The sequence below is a fragment of the Amycolatopsis sp. NPDC003731 genome (assembly GCF_053586895.1).
Genome location: NZ_JBSFNC010000001.1, coordinates 197,022 through 213,597, shown reverse-complemented (window position 1 = coordinate 213,597; position 16,576 = coordinate 197,022). Strand labels below are relative to the sequence as shown.

At 71.1% G+C, this 16,576-nt stretch carries 8 protein-coding genes and 2 pseudogenes; 4 read left to right on the top strand and 6 right to left on the bottom strand.

All coding sequences use genetic code 11. The annotated features are described in order from the left end of the window. Nucleotide 1 precedes the first annotated feature (1 nt). The 6 genes and pseudogenes from ACWDN5_RS01015 to ACWDN5_RS00990 form a co-directional block, all read right to left on the bottom strand. Complete coding sequence (locus ACWDN5_RS01015) at nucleotides 2–958, bottom strand: threonine ammonia-lyase (protein ID WP_449673769.1); 957 nt, start codon at nucleotides 956–958, stop codon at nucleotides 2–4. Next, nucleotides 955–2,211 carry an MFS transporter gene (locus ACWDN5_RS01010; RefSeq protein ID WP_310973995.1) on the bottom strand — a complete coding sequence of 419 codons (1,257 nt, stop codon included), beginning with the start codon at nucleotides 2,209–2,211 and terminating at the stop codon, nucleotides 955–957. The genes ACWDN5_RS01015 and ACWDN5_RS01010 overlap by 4 nt, the downstream gene beginning before the upstream one ends. Then, nucleotides 2,195–9,661 carry an amino acid adenylation domain-containing protein gene (locus ACWDN5_RS01005; protein ID WP_449673768.1) on the bottom strand — a complete coding sequence of 2,489 codons (7,467 nt, stop codon included), beginning with the start codon at nucleotides 9,659–9,661 and terminating at the stop codon, nucleotides 2,195–2,197. The genes ACWDN5_RS01010 and ACWDN5_RS01005 overlap by 17 nt, the downstream gene beginning before the upstream one ends. After that, on the bottom strand, nucleotides 9,658–11,475 hold the full coding sequence (locus ACWDN5_RS01000; protein WP_449673767.1) for an amino acid adenylation domain-containing protein: 1,818 nt from the start codon (nucleotides 11,473–11,475) through the stop codon (nucleotides 9,658–9,660). The genes ACWDN5_RS01005 and ACWDN5_RS01000 overlap by 4 nt, the downstream gene beginning before the upstream one ends. Before the next feature lie 483 nt (nucleotides 11,476–11,958). Beyond that, nucleotides 11,959–12,444, bottom strand: a pseudogene (locus tag ACWDN5_RS00995) (beta-ketoacyl synthase N-terminal-like domain-containing protein); the annotation flags it as partial. 121 nt (nucleotides 12,445–12,565) lie between these two features. Continuing rightward, nucleotides 12,566–12,682: pseudogene (locus ACWDN5_RS00990) on the bottom strand (hypothetical protein); the annotation flags it as partial. A gap of 266 nt (nucleotides 12,683–12,948) precedes the next feature. Here ACWDN5_RS00990 and ACWDN5_RS00985 point away from each other — a divergent pair. The 4 genes from ACWDN5_RS00985 (at nucleotide 12,949) to ACWDN5_RS00970 (ending at nucleotide 16,556) form a co-directional block, all read left to right on the top strand. Beyond that, nucleotides 12,949–14,184 carry an SgcJ/EcaC family oxidoreductase gene (locus ACWDN5_RS00985; protein WP_449673766.1) on the top strand — a complete coding sequence of 412 codons (1,236 nt, stop codon included), beginning with the start codon at nucleotides 12,949–12,951 and terminating at the stop codon, nucleotides 14,182–14,184. A 50-nt stretch (nucleotides 14,185–14,234) separates the two neighbouring features. Then, nucleotides 14,235–14,690 (top strand): SgcJ/EcaC family oxidoreductase, encoded by a 456-nt coding sequence (locus ACWDN5_RS00980; RefSeq protein ID WP_310973981.1) that lies wholly within the window; start codon nucleotides 14,235–14,237, stop codon nucleotides 14,688–14,690. A gap of 181 nt (nucleotides 14,691–14,871) precedes the next feature. After that, on the top strand, nucleotides 14,872–14,994 hold the full coding sequence (locus ACWDN5_RS00975) for a hypothetical protein (RefSeq protein WP_310973979.1): 123 nt from the start codon (nucleotides 14,872–14,874) through the stop codon (nucleotides 14,992–14,994). A 17-nt stretch (nucleotides 14,995–15,011) separates the two neighbouring features. After that, complete coding sequence (locus ACWDN5_RS00970) at nucleotides 15,012–16,556, top strand: 4-hydroxyphenylacetate 3-hydroxylase family protein (protein ID WP_449673765.1); 1,545 nt, start codon at nucleotides 15,012–15,014, stop codon at nucleotides 16,554–16,556. Nucleotides 16,557–16,576: the final 20 nt, after the last annotated feature.

Sequence of the window (16,576 nt, the reverse complement as noted above, 5' to 3'; positions counted from 1 at the left end):
CTCACGTCTCCGATGCGGGGCGTTTGACGTTGCCGCCACTGATGACCAGCACCGTGCCGGTGCCGGCGGGAACCGTTCTGTCGAGCAGCGCGGCGAGCGGCAGCGCCGCGGTCGGTTCGGCCGGCACGTCTGCCATGGCGTGCCACGCGGTGCGGATGCTGTCCTCGGAGACGGTGACGATGTCGTCGACCAGCCCCCTGCCGACGACGACCTCGAAAGGCCGTTCGCCGAGGTTCGCCACCCGGGCCCCGTCGGCGATGGTGTCGGCCTCGCCGTGGAGCCGGTGCAGCCTGCCGGTGCGCAGGCTGGCCGCGGCGTCCGCGGCCCGTTCCGGCTCCACCCCGATGACCGCGACGTGCGGGGCGCGGGATTTGACCGCGAGAGCGGTTCCGCCGAGCAGGCCGCCACCGCCGACCGGCACCACGACGGTCGCGAGATCCCGGACCGCGGCCATGATCTCCTCGGCGACTGTGGCCTGACCATGGATGACGTCCCAGTCGTCGGAGGAGTGCACGAACGGCCAGCCGCGTTCGGCGGCGATCGCGCGGGCCAGCCCGTCGCGGTTGCCGAAGGTGACGCCGTGGGTGATCACCTCGGCGCCGAGGTCGCGGACGGCAGCGAGCTTCGTGGGCAGCACGTTCTCCGGTGCCACGACCGTCACCGCGATGCCCAGCGCCCGCCCGGCGGTGGCCACCGCCTTGGCGTGGTTGCCAGAGCTGGCGGCGACCACACCCGCGGGGTGACCGGGCAGCCGCAGCAGGGCGTTGTACGCACCGCGCATCTTGAACGACCCCGACACCTGCATCGACTCGAGCTTGAGCCAGGTCCCGCAGGGCAGCGCGCGCAGCGGCGTGTGCCGGATGCGGGACCGCACCCGCCGGGCCGCCTCCTCGATGGCCGTGCGGTGGGCGCCCAGGTACTCCGCCGGCGGCATCATGTCGTCGTGGGCGAGCGTCATGACGGCTGTCCCGCCAGGCCTGGGACGATCCGGGTGCCGCGGACTGGTGAGAACGCCAGGAACAGGGCGGGGAGCAGGAGTCCGGCGCCCGCGACCGCGATCGCCCCGCGCAGCCCGAAGAGCTCCGCGAGCAGCCCGCTCACCACCGCGGTGACCGGGGTGGCCGCCCAGGCGACCCAGCGGAACGTCGCGTTCACCCGCCCCAGCAGGTGGTCGGGTGTCATGATCTGCCGCGCGCTGACCAGGCTGATGCTGTAGGTCTGCACCCCCGCGCTCACCGTGAAGGTCGACAGGATCAGCAACCCCAGGCTCCACCAGCTGTTGTCCGGCACCAGTGGGACGATCAGCACCGGCCCGCCCGCGACGAACGCCGCCCAGGTCACCGTGGTGCCGAGGCCGGCTCGGCCGTTGACCCTGCGCACGACGAACGAGCCGACCAGCGCGCCCGGCCCGGCCGCGGCCAGGATCAGCCCGAGGCTCCCGGCCGAGAAACCGAGGTCCTCCAGCACGAACAGGGCGAGGATCGGGGTGCGGATGTAGAAGAAGGCGTTCATGATCCCGGACGAGATCGCCATAGGGCGCAGCAGCCGGTCGCCGAACACGGTCGACAGGCCTTCGCGGATGTCCCGCCAGACCGAGGCCGCCGGGGGCGCCGCGGTCGTTTCCGCCGCCCCCGCCCGCTTCGGCACGGTGAGGGTGACGATCAACCCGGCTGCCGCCAGGTAGCAGACCGCGTCGATGGCGACGGTGTTGGCGGCGCCGAGCAACTCCGCGAGGAACCCGGCGATCGACGGACCGACGATCATCGCGGCGGAACGGGTGAGTTCCAGCTTGCTGTTGGCGTCCACCAGCTCGCGCCCGCTCACCAGCGCGGGCAGCAGCGAGGGCGACACCACACTGAACGCCACGTGCAGCGTGCTGACCAGGAAGTACACGACTATCAGCCACGGCATGGAGAGCAGGCCGAATAGCGCCGCGACCGGCAGCGAACCGAGCAGCACCGCGCGGCCGGTGTAGGTCGCGACCAGCATCCGGCGGCGGTCGACCCGGTCGGCGAGCACCCCGAAGAACGGCCATGCGAACGCCATGGGTGCCATGCCGACGCCGACGAACAGCCCCATCTCGGTGGCCGTCGCGTCGAGCTGGATCACCGCGACCAGTGGCAACGCCACCAGCGAGAGGTGATAGCCGAACTCGGAGATCGTCTGTCCCGTCCACAGACGCACGAACGGGCCGTTACGCAGCAAGGTCATCGCCATCCGCCTCGGTCGCGGTCACCATCGTGTCCAGGAGCGACCCAGCCCGGCCCGGGTCGAACAGCTCCTGGTCGTAGATCAGGTCGAGGAACACACCTCCCGGCCGGTCGTGCGCGAACAGCGTGATCGGGTAGCGGGCCCAGACCTCGTTCAGGCCGGTGTGCTCGATCTCCAGTCCGGCAACCTCGACGGCGCGGTGCGGGAAGTCCTGCATGTTGAACAGCGCCTGCGCGAGCGGCGCGTGGCTCGCGGCCTGGTCGGGCGCCAACTCGTCGAGCAGGAGCTCCAACGGCAGGTGGCGGTGGGAATGGGCGTCGAGCACCCGGCCCCGCGTGCGGTCGACCAGCGTGGCGAAGTCCGGCCGGCCGGTCAGATCGGCCCGCAGCACCACCATGTTCGCGACGTACCCCACCATCGCGTCGAGCTCCGGGCGGTCGCGATTGGCCATGGGCACCGCGACCGTGAAGTCGTCCCGGCCGAACCGGGTGCCGAGCGCGGCCTGGAACGCCGCCATGAGCACCATGAACGGTGTCGCCCGCAGCCGGCGGCACAGCTCGTGGACCCGGGCGCTCTGCCCGGCGGTGAGGGTGCGGGTCACCCTGCCACGGGCCGGCCGGGCGGCCCCGGTGAGCCGCGGGTAGTCCGGTGGCAGCTCGAACAGCGCGCCGGCCCCGGCGAGTTCGCGACGCCAGTGGTCGACTTCGGCCGCGACGAACTCGTGGGTGAGATACGCCCGCTGCCACGCGGCGAAGTCCGCGTACCGCGCGACCGGCGGAAGCTCCACAGTGGACTGGTACAGCGCGGTGAGGTCGCGGAGAACCAGGCCGACCGACCACCCGTCGGCGACGAGGTGATGGATGACCACGCACAGGACGTGGTCCCGCGGGCCCTGCCGCAGCAGCGTCGCACGCAGCAATGGCCCGGCCGCCAGGTCGAACGGCTGCCCGGTCCGCGCCGCGACCGCACCGGCCAGGTCGCCGGGAGCCACGTCGACCACCTCGAGCGGCACCGGCGCGGGCGGCCGGAGCTGCGGGCCGTGCGCGGGGAAGACCGTCCGCAGCGCGTCGTGCCGTGCGACGAGCCCGGTGAGGGCCGTCGCCAGCGCGTCGTGGTCGAGCTCGCCGCGCAGCCGCCGGACAATCGGCACGTTGTAGCACGCATACCGCCCGGAACTCCGTTCCAGGGACCACAACCGACGCTGCGCGGCGGTCAGCACCGGCTCGCCCGAAGCCGGCACGAGCTCGGGCAGCGGGTCGGCTTCCGCGTCACGGACCCGCGTCGCGAGCTCCGCCACAGTCGGGCTCTCGAACAACGCACGCACGGGCAGCAGTACGCCCAGCGACTCCCGTAGCCCGGCGACGGTCCGCGCGGCGAGCAGCGAATGTCCGCCGAGGGTGAAGAAGTCCTGGTGCACCCCGACTTCCGGCACGTCGAGGACGTCGCACCAAACGCGGGCTATCAGCTCCTCGACACCGTCGCGCGGGTGCTGGTCGGTCACCGCCTCCGCCGCGGGTCCGGGGAGCGCATCGCGGCGGATCTTCCCGGTCGTGGTGCGCGGGAGCCGGTCGAGCGGGACGAAACCGGCCGGGAGGTGGGTGGTGGGCAGCCGGTCGGCCAGATCGGCGCGGATGCGCTGGGGCGTGGGCAAAGTGCCCGCCGGCACCACGCACGCCACCAACCTGCCGCCGGGTGCGTGCACCGCGGCCTCGGCGATCGCGGGGTGCGCGCACAGCGCTGCCTCGATCTCGCTCGGGTCGATGCGCACCCCGTTGACCTTGAGCTGGTGGTCGGTGCGCCCGAGGTACTGCAGAGTCCCGTCGGGCAGGTACCTGGCGCGGTCACCGGTGTCGTACATCCGTTCCCCGGCCCTGGTGGGGTGCGGGACGAACCGCTCGGCGGTGCGCCCCGGCTGCCGGTGGTAGCCGCGTGCGAGGCCCGCGCCACCGATGAAGACGCGGCCCGGCATGCCGATCCCCACCGGGCGCAACCGTTCGTCGAGCACCTCGACACGAGTGTTGCCGATCGCCGTGCCCACCGGGATCCGGTCGGTCACGCCGGGCCGTACGCGGTGGCGGGTGGTGGTCATGGTCGTTTCGCTGGGCCCGTACATGTTGTAGACGACCGCATTCGGCGCGACGGCCGCCACCGCGGCCACGTCCTCGGGGTGCAGCGGCTCACCGGAGACCAGCACGGTCCGCAGATCCGGCCACTGCCTCCCGCGTGTGGTGAGCATGCGCAGCAGCGACGGCACGACGGCGGGCACGACCGTCGTCTCGGCGATGGCGCCGGCAACCGCGTCGAGGTCGGCCGCACCGCCCGGCACGAGGACGACGCGTGCGCCGACGGCGAGCGGGAGCAGCAGGTCGCGCAGCGACGCGTCGAAGGACACGGTGGTCAACGCCGTCACCGTGTCGGCAGCGGTGACGAGACCGGCCCGGCTCAGATCGGCCAGGTAGTTGGCGACTCCGCGGTGCGTGCCGGAGATGCCCTTCGGGGTGCCGGTCGTACCGGAGGTGTAGACGACGTACGCGCGGCCGTCCGGGTGGACGAGCCGCGGCGGCGGCTCGGGCCCGTCCTCGAGTGGGGGCAGTTCGGTGAGATCGAGGTCGGGCCGTGCGTCGGCGAGCACGTCCGCGGTCCGTCGCGGCGGCAGCTCCGGATCCAATGCGACGAAGCCCGCTCCGGTGCGCCAGACGGCGAGGAGGGCGACGACGAGGTCGACGCCGCGCGGCAGCCGCACCGCGACGAGCCGTTCGGGTCCGGCGCCCAATGCCGTGAGCCGGCCGGCCAGCCGGGCGGCCCGGCGGTCCAGATCCCGGTACGTCAGGACCTCGTCCCCGCACACCACCGCGTCCGCGTCCGGGTGCAGCGCCGCCCGCGCGGCGACCAGCGCGGCCACTCCGGTGTCGGGAACCGGTGTGGCGGTGTCGCCCGCGCGGTCGAGCAGGGCCTGTCCCGCCGCGGTCAGCAGCGACACGTCGGCGTGCGGTGCGGACGGGTCGGCGACCATGGCGGCCAGGATGGTGCGCCATCCCTCGACGAGGACGTCCGCCTCCGCACCGGCGAACACGTCGGTGGCGAACCGAAGCCCGCAGTCGAACCGGTCGCCCGAGTCGGTGGCGACCAGGGTCAGGTCGTTCTTGACCGTGTCGTTGGATACGCCGACCGGCAACACCTCGGCCCACGTCTCGCCGGCCGGGCGGGGCGCGTGCAGCTCGAACATGACCTGGTGGAACGGCTGGTGGGCGAGGTCCCGGTGCGGCGCCGCCGCCTCGACGACCTTCTCGAACGGCACGTCCTGGTGCTCGTAGGCGGCGACTGCCGCGTCCAGCACGACCGTCAGCGCGTCCGCGAAGGTCGTGGCGCCGGACAGATCGGCGCGCAGCGCGACGGTGTTGACGAAGAAGCCGGGCACGTCCTCCAGTTCCGAGGTCGCACGCCCGGCCACCGGCGTGCCGACCACGAGGTCGTCCGTGCCGCCGAACCGGGCGAGCAGCAGCGTGAACCCGGTCAGCAGCACCATGAACGGCGTCGCGCCGTGCGCCATGGCCACCGCACGCACCGCCGAGGTGAGGCCGGCGTCGAGCGTGAACCGCCGGATGCCGCCGCGGTAGGTCGGCACGGGTGGCCGGACGCCGGTGCCCGGCAGGTCGAGGATCGCGGGTGCCCCGTCCAGCACGGACCGCCAGTGGTCGAGCTCGCGGTCCAGCCGCTCGCCCGCCATCCAGTCCCGCTGCCACGCGGCGTAGTCGGCGTACTGGAGCGCCGGCTCGGCGAGCGTGCGCCCGTGGTACAGCGCGGCCAACTCGTCGACGAGCAGCCCGAGCGACCAGCCGTCGGTGACGATGTGGTGCATCGTCAGTACCAGCACCGGCCGACCGGTCCGCAGCAGCAACTCGGCCCGCAGCAGCGGTCCGGTGGCGAGATCGAACGGGAGCCGCGCCTGGGTGTCGGCCGCGGCGCGGACCGCGCCGTCCTGGTCCGCGTGCGCCGTCAGGTCCACCTCCGGAAGTGGCACCGGCTCGGCGGGCAGCAACCGGCCGGCCGGGCCACTGCCGGTGTCGTCGTAGACGGTGCGGAGGATCTCGTGGCGGCGCACGACCTCGGTGAGTGCCGCCCGCAGTGCGGGCACGTCCAGCAGTTCGGGCAGCGCGAGCACCAGCTGCACGTTGTAGGCCGGGGAGCCGGGCACCAGCCGGTCGAGGAACCACAGCCGTTCCTGGCCGTATGACAGCGCGTCGGTGCCGCTTCGACGCGACACGCGGACCGGCGGCGTGCTCTCGCCACCGGCCTGTTCCTCGACGTACTGGGCGAGGTCGGCGAGCGTGGCCGCCTCGAACGCGGTCTGCACCGGAACCCGCACCCCGGTCGCGCGCTCGAGCCGCACCACCATCTGGATCAACTGGAGTGAGTGGCCGCCGAGGTCGAAGAAGCGGGCGTCGGCGCCGATGTCCGCCCTGCCGAGCACCTCGGCCCAGATTCCGGCCAGCGCACGCTCGCCATCGGTCCGGAGGGGCGTGCTGCTCGCCGGTGCCGGTTCGGGTGCGGGGAGCGCGTCCCGGTCGAGCTTGCCGTTGGCTGTGCGCGGCAGTGCGTCCAGCACGACGAAGTGCTGCGGTACCCAGCCTGCCGGCAGGTGTTCCCGGAGGTGGGCACGCAGCTCCGCCGGTCCGGGCGCCGGACCGGCGACGGTGAGGTACGCGGCGAGTGTGGTGGTGCCCGCCCGGTCGGCGACCGGGCGCACCGCGACCTCGCCCACCGCCGGGTGCGCGGCGAGGGCGGCCGCGATCTCGGCCGGTTCGATCCGCTGCCCGTTGACCTTGACCTGGTGGTCGGTGCGGCCGAGGAACTCGAGCGTGCCGTCCGGCCGCCAGCGGACCACGTCGCCGGTCGCGTAGCGCCGGCCTCCGAGCACGGTGGGATCGGGCACGAATCGCTCCGCGGTCAGCCCCGGCTTGTTCAGGTACCCCCGGCCGACCGCGGTCCCGCCGTGGTACAGCTCGCCCGGCAGCCCGAACCCCGCCTCCCGGCCGTCGGGATCGAGCACGTGCGCCGTGGTGTTCCACATCGGACGGCCGATCGACGCGACCGCGCCGTGGTCCGTTGTGGACGCCCAGGCGCCGGTACTGTGGATCGTGGTCTCGGTCGGGCCGTACAGGTTGAGCAGGGAGCCGTCGAACTCGGCGAGCACCCGGTCGCGCAGGTCGCCGGGTAGCGCCTCACCGCTGCAGATGATCACGCGCAGGCTCGTGCCGGCGGGGACTCCGGTGGCGTCGACGAAGGTCCGCAGCATCGACGGCACGAAGTGTGCCGCGGTCACGCCCGCTTGGTCGATCAGCTCGGCGAGGTAGCGCGGGTCGCGGTGGCCTCCGGGACGGGCCAGCACCATGCGCGCTCCCGTCATCAGCGGCAGGAACAGCTCCCAGACGGAGACGTCGAACCCGAACGGTGTCTTCTGCAGGACGACGTCGGCGCGGTCGAGGCCCAGCTCGCCGGCGAGCCAGAGGTGGTGGTTGACCACGGCCCGGTGCGGGATCGCCACTCCCTTCGGCGACCCGGTCGAGCCGGAGGTGTAGATCACGTATGCGGTGGCATCCGGTGTCACGCCGGTGCCGGGTGCTCCGTCCGGGAAGCTCGTGAGGTCGTCGCGGTCGAGGAGGACGACCGGGGGCAGGTCGGTGCTCCGCAGTGCGCGGGTCGCCTCGGCCTCGGTCACGACCGCGACCGGGCGCGCATCGGCGACCATGCGTCCGAGCCGTACCGGGGGGAGGTCGGGTTCGAGCGGCAGGTAGCCCGCACCTGCCTTGAGGACCGCGAGCAGGGCCACGACGAGCTCTGTCGATCGCGGGAGGCAGACCCCGACCAGGATGTCCGGTCCGGCACCGAGCTCGCGCAACCGGTGAGCGAGCCGGTTGGCCCGCCGATCGAGCTCGCGGAAGGTCAGCTCGGTGTGCTCGTCGGCGACGGCGATCAGGTCCGGAGTTCTCGCCACCTGCGCGGAGACCAGCTCGTGCAGGCACGCGCCGGATGCCGGCACCGAGGTGTCGTTGGCGGCGCGGACCAGCGCCCGCTCCTCGTCCGTCCACAGCGGAATATCCAGCGCCTGCTGGTCGGGGTCCTCGGCGAACGCCGCGAGCACCAGACCGAGGTGACCCGCCATGCGCTCCGCGGTCGCCCGGGTGAACAGGTCACGGGCGTAGCGCAGCCGCCCGGTCAGCTCCCCGCCGTCGACCGCCATGAAGTCGAGGTCGAAGCGGGCGGCGCCGTTGGTGACCGCCACCGGCGTCCACTCCGCGCCACCCGCCGCGAGCACGCGTGGTGCGTCGTCGAGCTGGACGAGCGCGCGGACGAGGGTGTCGTGCCCGGTGCCGCGCACGCGGCCGGCGAGCAGTTCGAGTGGCAGTTCCTGGTGTTCGTAGGCGGTGAGCGTCGCTTCCCGGCAGCGGGTCACCAGCTCGCGCACCGACGCGTCGCCGACGTCGACCCGCAAGGGCACCGTGTTGACGAAGAACCCGATCACATCCTCGGTGCCACCTCGGACCCGGCCCGCCATGGGCGTGCCCGCGACCACGTCGCGGCTGCCGGTGTAGCGGGCGAGCAGCGTCTGGAACGCGGCGAGCAGTACCGGGAACAGCGTCGTGCCCTCGGCCCGGGCGAGGGCTCGCAGCTTGCGCGAGGTCTCCGGAGACACGGTGACCGGCAGGTCGTCTCCGCGCAGGGTGGCGGCGGACGGGCGCGGGAAGTCGGTCGGCAGCTCGAGCGATTCCGGCGCACCCGCGAGGTGCTCGCGCCAGTGAGCCAGCTCGGCCGCGCTGCGCTCGGCGAGCCGCTCCCGCTGCCACGCGGCGAAGTCCGGGTACTGTGCCGGCACCGGCGGCAGGTTCGTCTGTCCAGTTCGGACAAGTTGATCGTACGCGGTGGACAGTTCGCGAACCAGGACGTCCTGGGACCATCCGTCGCACACGGCGTGGTGGATCACCACCAGCAGCAGGTGGTGATCCGCGCCGAACCTGGCGAGCCGGGCACGCACGAGCGGGTCGCGGCCCAGGTCGAACGGCGCCCGGATGTGCCTGCCGAGCCAGGCTTGCTCACTGGCGGCGTCGCTGCCGATGTCGTCGACGGCGATGATGACCCGGTGGTCCGGGGTGATCGTGAGCACCGGTGTGCCATCCGCGGCGACGATGTTCGAGCGGAGTGAGTCGTGCCGCGTGACGACCGCGGCGAGGGCCTGGCCCATTGCGGCGACGTCGAGCGGGCCGCTCAGCCGGAACGCGAGCGGCACGTTGTAGGCCGGACTGCCAGGGGAGAGCTGGTCGAGGAACCACAGCCGCTCCTGGCCGGCGGACGGCACGAGACGCTGCTCGTCGGGGTAGGCGCCGGTCCCGGCGGCGGCCTTGCGCAAGGCCGCGCGCACGGCGGCGGGACGCCTCCTGGGCGAGGCGGTCATCGAACCGTGCTCTCGTCTTCGTCCATCTCGTACCCGTCGGCGAGCAACGCCTCCGCGGTGCCGAGCAGCGCGTCTGCGTCGACCTCCGGCTTGACCTCGAGCCAGTCCCGGAAGGCGACGACCGTGGGCGCCTCGAACAGCGCCCGGACCGGCACCTCGAGGTCGAGAACCGCGTTGATGGCCAGCACGAGCCGGGCGGCGAGCAGTGACTGGCCACCGAGCGTGAAGAAGCTGTCGCGGGTACCGACCGCGTCCCGGTCGAGCGTGTCGGCCCACAGCTCGGCCAGCAGCTCGTCGAGTGCGTCCCGCGGCTCCCCACCGCCCTCCGCGACCGGGAGGTGCCCGCGCACCAGGGCGGCCCGGTCCACCTTCCCGTTCCCCGTCAGCGGCCAGCTGCCGACGACGGCCACACTCGACGGGACCATGTACGCGGGCAGCGTCCGCCCCATATCCGCACGCAGCTGCTCGGGATCCAGCCCGTCGGCGCCCCGGACGAAGGCCACCAGCCGCGCACCACCGTCGCCGACCTCGGCCGCCGCGACCGCGTCCGCCACACCCGTGGACTGCCGCAGCGCGGCCTCGACCTCGCCGAGCTCGATTCGGAAACCCTGGATCTTCACCTGGAAGTCGTCCCGGCCGAGGAACTCGATCGTCCCGTCCGGCAAGTACCGCCCGAGGTCGCCGGTGCGGTAGATCCGAGCGCCGGTCTCCGGGTGGTCGACAAAGCTCGCCGCGGTCAGCTCCGGGGCATTCCAGTAGCCCATCGCCACGCCGACGCCGCCGATGTGGAGATCACCGGGCACACCGATCGGACAGGGGGACATCGCCTTGTCGAGGACGTGGAAGGTCTGGTTCGCCATCGGCCGCCCGTAAGGAATGCTCGTCCATGCGGGGTCGACGTCGCCGATCTCGTGGAGGATCGACCAGATCGACGCCTCCGTGGCACCACCGAGGCTGATGACCTTGGCGTCCGGGCAGGCGCGTGCGATGTCGGCCGGGAGCCCGACGCGGATCCAGTCCCCGCTCAGCATGACGAGGCGAAGGCTCGCCAATGCCCCTGGCCGCGCCGCGGCGACCGCGAGTTCCATCAGCGCGGGCACGGAGTTCCACACGGTCACCCCGGTCCGGTGGGTCAACTCCGCCCAGTAGTCCGGATCCGGTGCCGGGGAGGGCGCCGGGATCACGATCGTCGCGCCCGCGGCCAGCACGCCGAACACGTCGTACACGGCGAGGTCGAACGTCAGCGCCGACAAGGCGAGCACGCGGTCCCCGGTGGTGACCCCGAACCGCTCGTTGATGTCCAGGCAGGTGTTCACCGCACCGCGGTGGTTGATCATCACGCCCTTGGGGGCACCGGTCGAACCGGAGGTGTAGATCACGTAGGCGAGGTCGTCCGGGCCCCGGTCCGGCGTGCTCACCGGCTCCCGCGTGCCCGGGTCGGTGTCCGGGACGTCCAGCACGACGGCGCCGTCCGGCCAGTCCACCCCTTCGACCAGACAGGGCTGGGTCACCACGACGGCGGCGCCCGCGTGGTCGAGCAGGTGGTGCAGCCGATCCCGCGGCACCCGCGGATCCACCGGCACGAAGAACCCGCCCGCCGCGGGCACCGCGAGCGAGGCGACGACCTGCTCCCACCCCTTGTCCATGACGATCGCGACGGCGTCACCGGGCCGCAGACCCGTCGCGAGCAGCCGGGCGGCGAGCCTGTTCACCCGGTCGCCGAGCTGCCGGTAGGTCAGCTGCCCGCCCGGGTGGATGACCGCCGGCTCTTCGGAGTGCCGCAACGCAGCGCGGTGGAACAATTCGTGCAGCAACCGTTCGGAATCGGCGAATTCCGTGGCCGTATCGTTCGATTCTGCAATCAGGTCGTTGTCGTCCGCCGGCAACAGCGAAAAATTGGCCAACTGTCCCAAAGGTTTCCGTGTCAAGACAAACGCCCCCACCTTCGGCATTATCGGTTTACCGGTTCCGCCGATCGGAATATACGCGCCCAACATGGTGTGTCGCTGGATTGTCGATAGAATGGAAGTGGTATGCCGAATTTCGCTCGGCCGGGTCGGAACTCATCAGGCGGCCCTCCGGTCCTCCCGGACGTCGTGGTTCTCGCGGCCTGGTCGGTAGTCACGAGATGGCCTTTCTGCCGTGGGCCGGCCCGGTGCCGGTGTGCCCGAACCGGCCGCCGTGAAAGAGCAGCGCCGAATCACCCGCGCCGCGAGTGGCTTCGAGCACCTCGCCGACGAAGATCGAGTGGTCGCCCCCGCCGTACACCTTGACCAGCTCGCATTCCAGCCAGGCCCGGGGAACGGCGCCTTGTACCGCTGCTCCAGCTTGCCGAGGAACGTCGCCGTCTCGTCCTCACCCCAGCCCTTCTCGACCAGCTCGGCGGCCACGGTCCGCCGGACGTAGGGCCAGCGCAGCCGCATGAGGTTGGCCCTGGAGAACTCGCCGGTGAGGCTGTTGCCCAGCACGACACCGGTCGACTCCCTCGGCAGTCCTTCGCCGCCGGGCAGTCCGGCGTCGGCCAGCGCCCTCGACGCCACCTCGAGCGCCAGCCAGTGGGTCAGGTCGGTGGAGCGGTACGTGCTTCCCGCGACCTTGTACCGCACCCGGTCGAACTCGAAGTCGCGCAGCACGGCCGCCTGCTGCGAGTAGAACCGGTCCGGGGCTTCGGGATCGGGTGACCAGTAGTCCTGGCTGTTCATCCGTTCGTCCGGCAACCGCCGGAAAGGAAACGTCTTCTCTGATAGTGCCCCGGCCGTGGCGCGCAGGAATCGTGCGAGAATCGCTGTTTGTCGCGGGCAGCAATCGAGAAGAGGCGGCCGTACAGCCGTTGGCGAAGTCCTCCGCGCCGTCGACCCACGGCACCGGGGTACGCGCGGCGGAATCGGAAAGGCCCTGGAACAGGTTGCGCCACGCCAGGACCTCACCGAGCCGTACCTGCACCCCACGGAAGTCGCTGACACCGGCGATATCCAGCGCCCTTCGCCAGGCTTGTCCGGCACCAGGATGGTGCCGGTCCATAGTGGGCGACGAAGTTGTTGTGGGTCAGCGCCGAGCCGGTCGCGACCACCTCGGCGCCGCTCACCACCAGCCCCGCGTCGGTTCCTTCTCCACGTGGACGAACACTCGCGCCGGGCCGTATAGCACGGTTCTCACCAGGGCGTCTTCGACCGTGCGCTTCTCGTGCCGATCGCCCTGCCGGAAAGCAGCCAGGGAGATGCACCGGTTCCGTGGGTGCTGCGAACGTGGTGCCACCTAGGCCACTCATCGACGATGGGACGCGGGGCATGACAGACCTGGTGTCCGTTCTGGTGAGGGAGCGCGCCCGTGGCGGCGTGCGGCAGGCGATGGCGATGGCCGACGCCTGCTACCGGGCCACCGGCGAGACCGCGGTCTGCGCCACCACGCACGGAGCCGGTCTTTCCAACACCGCCACGGCGTTGAGCGAGGCGGTGAAACATCGCAGCTCCGTGATCGTCATCTGCGGCGATGCGCCGACCGACGGCCCACGCCCTTTCGACATGAACACGGCGGGATTCGCCGACGCGATCGGTGCCCGCGCGGTCCGCGTGACGGCAGGCGAGCCGGTCCGCCGGCCCGCGTGCCAGCCGGCGGAAGTGGACGCCGTCCTGCACCGGCTGGTCACGGCGCGCAGGCCGCTGGTGCTGGCCTTCGGTGCGTCGCTCGACGCCATCGACGCGGCCGAACTGGTGCGCACCGACTGGCGCGACGTGGCGGAGCCGATGCCGGCCGGAGTGGGGTGGGCACAGGAGCCGTACACGGACGTGAGCACGACTGAACGGATCGACCCGCGCACGCTGAGCTTGGAGCTTGCTGGAATCCCTCCCGCGGAACGGACGGTCGCGCTCGGCGGAGGCCGCGACGGCGGCGCCGGGGCCGATACCCGGCCCCAGGTCGCCACGGTACGCACCGTCGGAGCTGCGGGCGGACCGGATCGGCAAGCGAGGAGACGGCCGGGCCCGTGGCCGGCAACCATAATCGACAGGCCATTACTGGAAGTGCCTGTCCTGATGTCGAGAGGACGTTCAATGACCGCGATTCACGAGGCCGAGGCGACCAGCGACGCCCTGGACGCCTACTACGGCGAGTTCACCGGCGAGAAGCAGAAGGAAGCCCTTGGCGTGCCGCTGCGGCTGGTCGAGGCGTGGTCGCGCAACGACGCGACCGACGTCGCGAAGGTGTTCACCGAAGAGGGTGTGATGCTGCTTCCCGGCGACGTCTACAAGCGCGGCCGCGAAGAGATCCAGGCTTTCATGGCGGCCGCCTATTCCGGTCCGTTCAAGGGAACGGGCGTGACGGGACGACCGGTCGATTTTCGGTTCGTCACCGACGACGTCGCCGTGTTCCGGACGCACGGCGGGATTCTCGCGCCCGGGGAGACCGAGATCGCGCCGGAACTGGCGGTGCTGTCGAGCTGGGTCGTCGTGAAGCGGGACGGCCAGTGGCAGCTCGCCGCCTACCAGAACAGCCCGCGTGGGGGCGGCGCGACCCTGCGCTGGTAATCCGCCGCGATCAGCAAACACCCGACCAGACTCGCTTGGAGGACGATCCAATGAGCAGCAACGCCGAAGCCCTCGTGGAGGGTGCGAAGAAGTGGGCCTCGCACTACGGCCCCTACCCCAATGGGGTCGAGGGTGCCGTGGTGACCGCGCAGCTGCGCGTACGGGCGGGGTGGGACGCGAACGACGCCGACGCCATCGCCGACCTGTTCGTCGACAACGGCAGCATGCTCGTGGGCGATGCCCAGCTGAGCAGCCGTGAGGAGATCCGCGCGTACCTGGCCGACGCCTTCGCCGGTGGTTTCCAGGGAACCCGGCTGACCGACGAGCCGAAGGAGGTCCGCCTGCTGACCGACTCGGTAGCGATCGCGGTCACCGAGGGAGGTGTCGTCAAGAAGGACCAAGACGACATCGAACCGGAAGAGCTGGCCCGCTCGCTGTGGGTGCTCGTCAAGAAGGACGGCGACTGGCGGGTCGTGTCGAGGCAGACGAGCCCTGTCAACAGCTAGGAGGGTGTCTCCTCGACCTCGATCGAGATTGAGGAGACATCCCCACGAAAGTGGCGGTCGGTGGCGTCACGTGGCGTCACCGCGAGCAAAGCGGCCAGGCGTGGTGTCGGCTAGGACCGCGCCGCCATGTCCGGCCGGAACCGAGGCCGCACGTCAGAACCAATCAGGCACAGGAGATGCGATGTCAGCCGATTCCATTCGGGACTTGTTCTCCGCTCAGGTCGAGCGGACGTGCGCCGGGTCGGACGAGCGGATGGCCGGTCCCGCGGCACTTGTCGACGCCACGCAGAGCACCGCGGCCTGAGAGACAAAGAGAACGCGATGACCGAACAGACCCGGCCGCTGACCGGCGCCGAATATCTTGAAAGTCTCCGCGACGGCCGCGAGATCTACCTCTATGGCGACCGAGTCAAGGACGTCACCGAACACCCCGCGTTCCGCAACCCGGCGCGCATGACGGCCCGGCTCTACGACGCACTGCACGACCCGGAGCATCGGGGCGTGCTGACCACCGAGACCGACGCCGGCGGCCCCGGCGGCTACACGCACCGGTTTTTCACCACGCCGCACAGCGCGGCCGATCTGATCGCTGACCAACAGGCCATCGCCGCGTGGTCCCGGCTGAGCTACGGCTGGATGGGCCGTGGCCCGGACTACAAGGCGTCGTTCCTCGGCACGCTCGGCGCGAACGCCGAGTTCTACAACCCGTTCGCCGACAATGCGAAGCGCTGGTACCGGGAGTCACAGGAGAAGGTCCTGTACTGGAACCACGCCTTCGTACACCCGCCGGTGGACCGGCACCGGCCGCCGGACGAGGTCGCCGATGTGTTCGTGCACGTCGAGCGGGAGACCGACAGCGGTCTGGTGGTGAGCGGAGCGAAGGTCGTCGCGACGAACTCCGCGCTCACGCATTACAACTTCATCGCCCACACCGGGTTGCCCATCAAAGACCGCAAGTTCGCCATTGTCGCCACCGTGCCGATGAACGCCCCCGGCCAAAAACTGATCTGCCGCCAGTCGTACGCCGCCTCGGCCGCGCTGACCGGCAGCCCGTTCGACTACCCGCTGTCCTCGCGGCTGGACGAGAACGACAGCGTGCTGGTGCTGGACAAGGTGCTGATCCCGTGGGAAAACGTGTTCATCTACGGGGATACTGCCAAGGTCGGCATGTTCACCGGGTTTTCCGGGTTCAACGAGCGCGCCATGTTTCACGGTTGCACGCGGCTCGCGGTGAAACTGGAGTTCATCGCCGGTCTGCTGGCCAAGGCGCTGGACATCACCGGGGTCTCCGAGTTCCGCGGGGTCCAGACGCGACTGGGGGAAGTGCTCGCTTGGCGCAATCTGTTCTGGGGGCTGTCCGACGCCGCAGCGCGGAACCCGGTGCCGTGGCGGGGTGGTGCTGTCCTGCCCAACCCGGACTACGCCATGGCTTACCGCTGGTTCTCCCAGATCGGTTACGCGAGGATCAGGGAGATCGTGTTGCAAGATGTCGCGAGCGGACTGATCTACCTCAACTCCAGCGCGCAGGACTTCCACAACGATGACATCCGGCCGTACCTTGACAAGTACCTGCGCGGATCGAACGGGGTCGACGCCGTGGAGCGGGTAAAGGTGATGAAACTGCTCTGGGACGCGGTCGGCACCGAATTCGGCGGCAGGCACGAACTCTACGAACGCAACTATACCGGTAACCACGAAAACACCAGGACCGAACTACTTCGCGGGCAACTCGGCGACGGCAAACTCGACGGCTATCGTGCGTTCGTCGACCGCTGTCTTGCCGAATATGACCTGAACGGCTGGCAGGTGCCGGACCTCGCCTCGTTCCCCGACGTCGGCGCGGCAGGCCGCGCCCTCCTTGGCTGACGTGATCATGTTTCGATGAA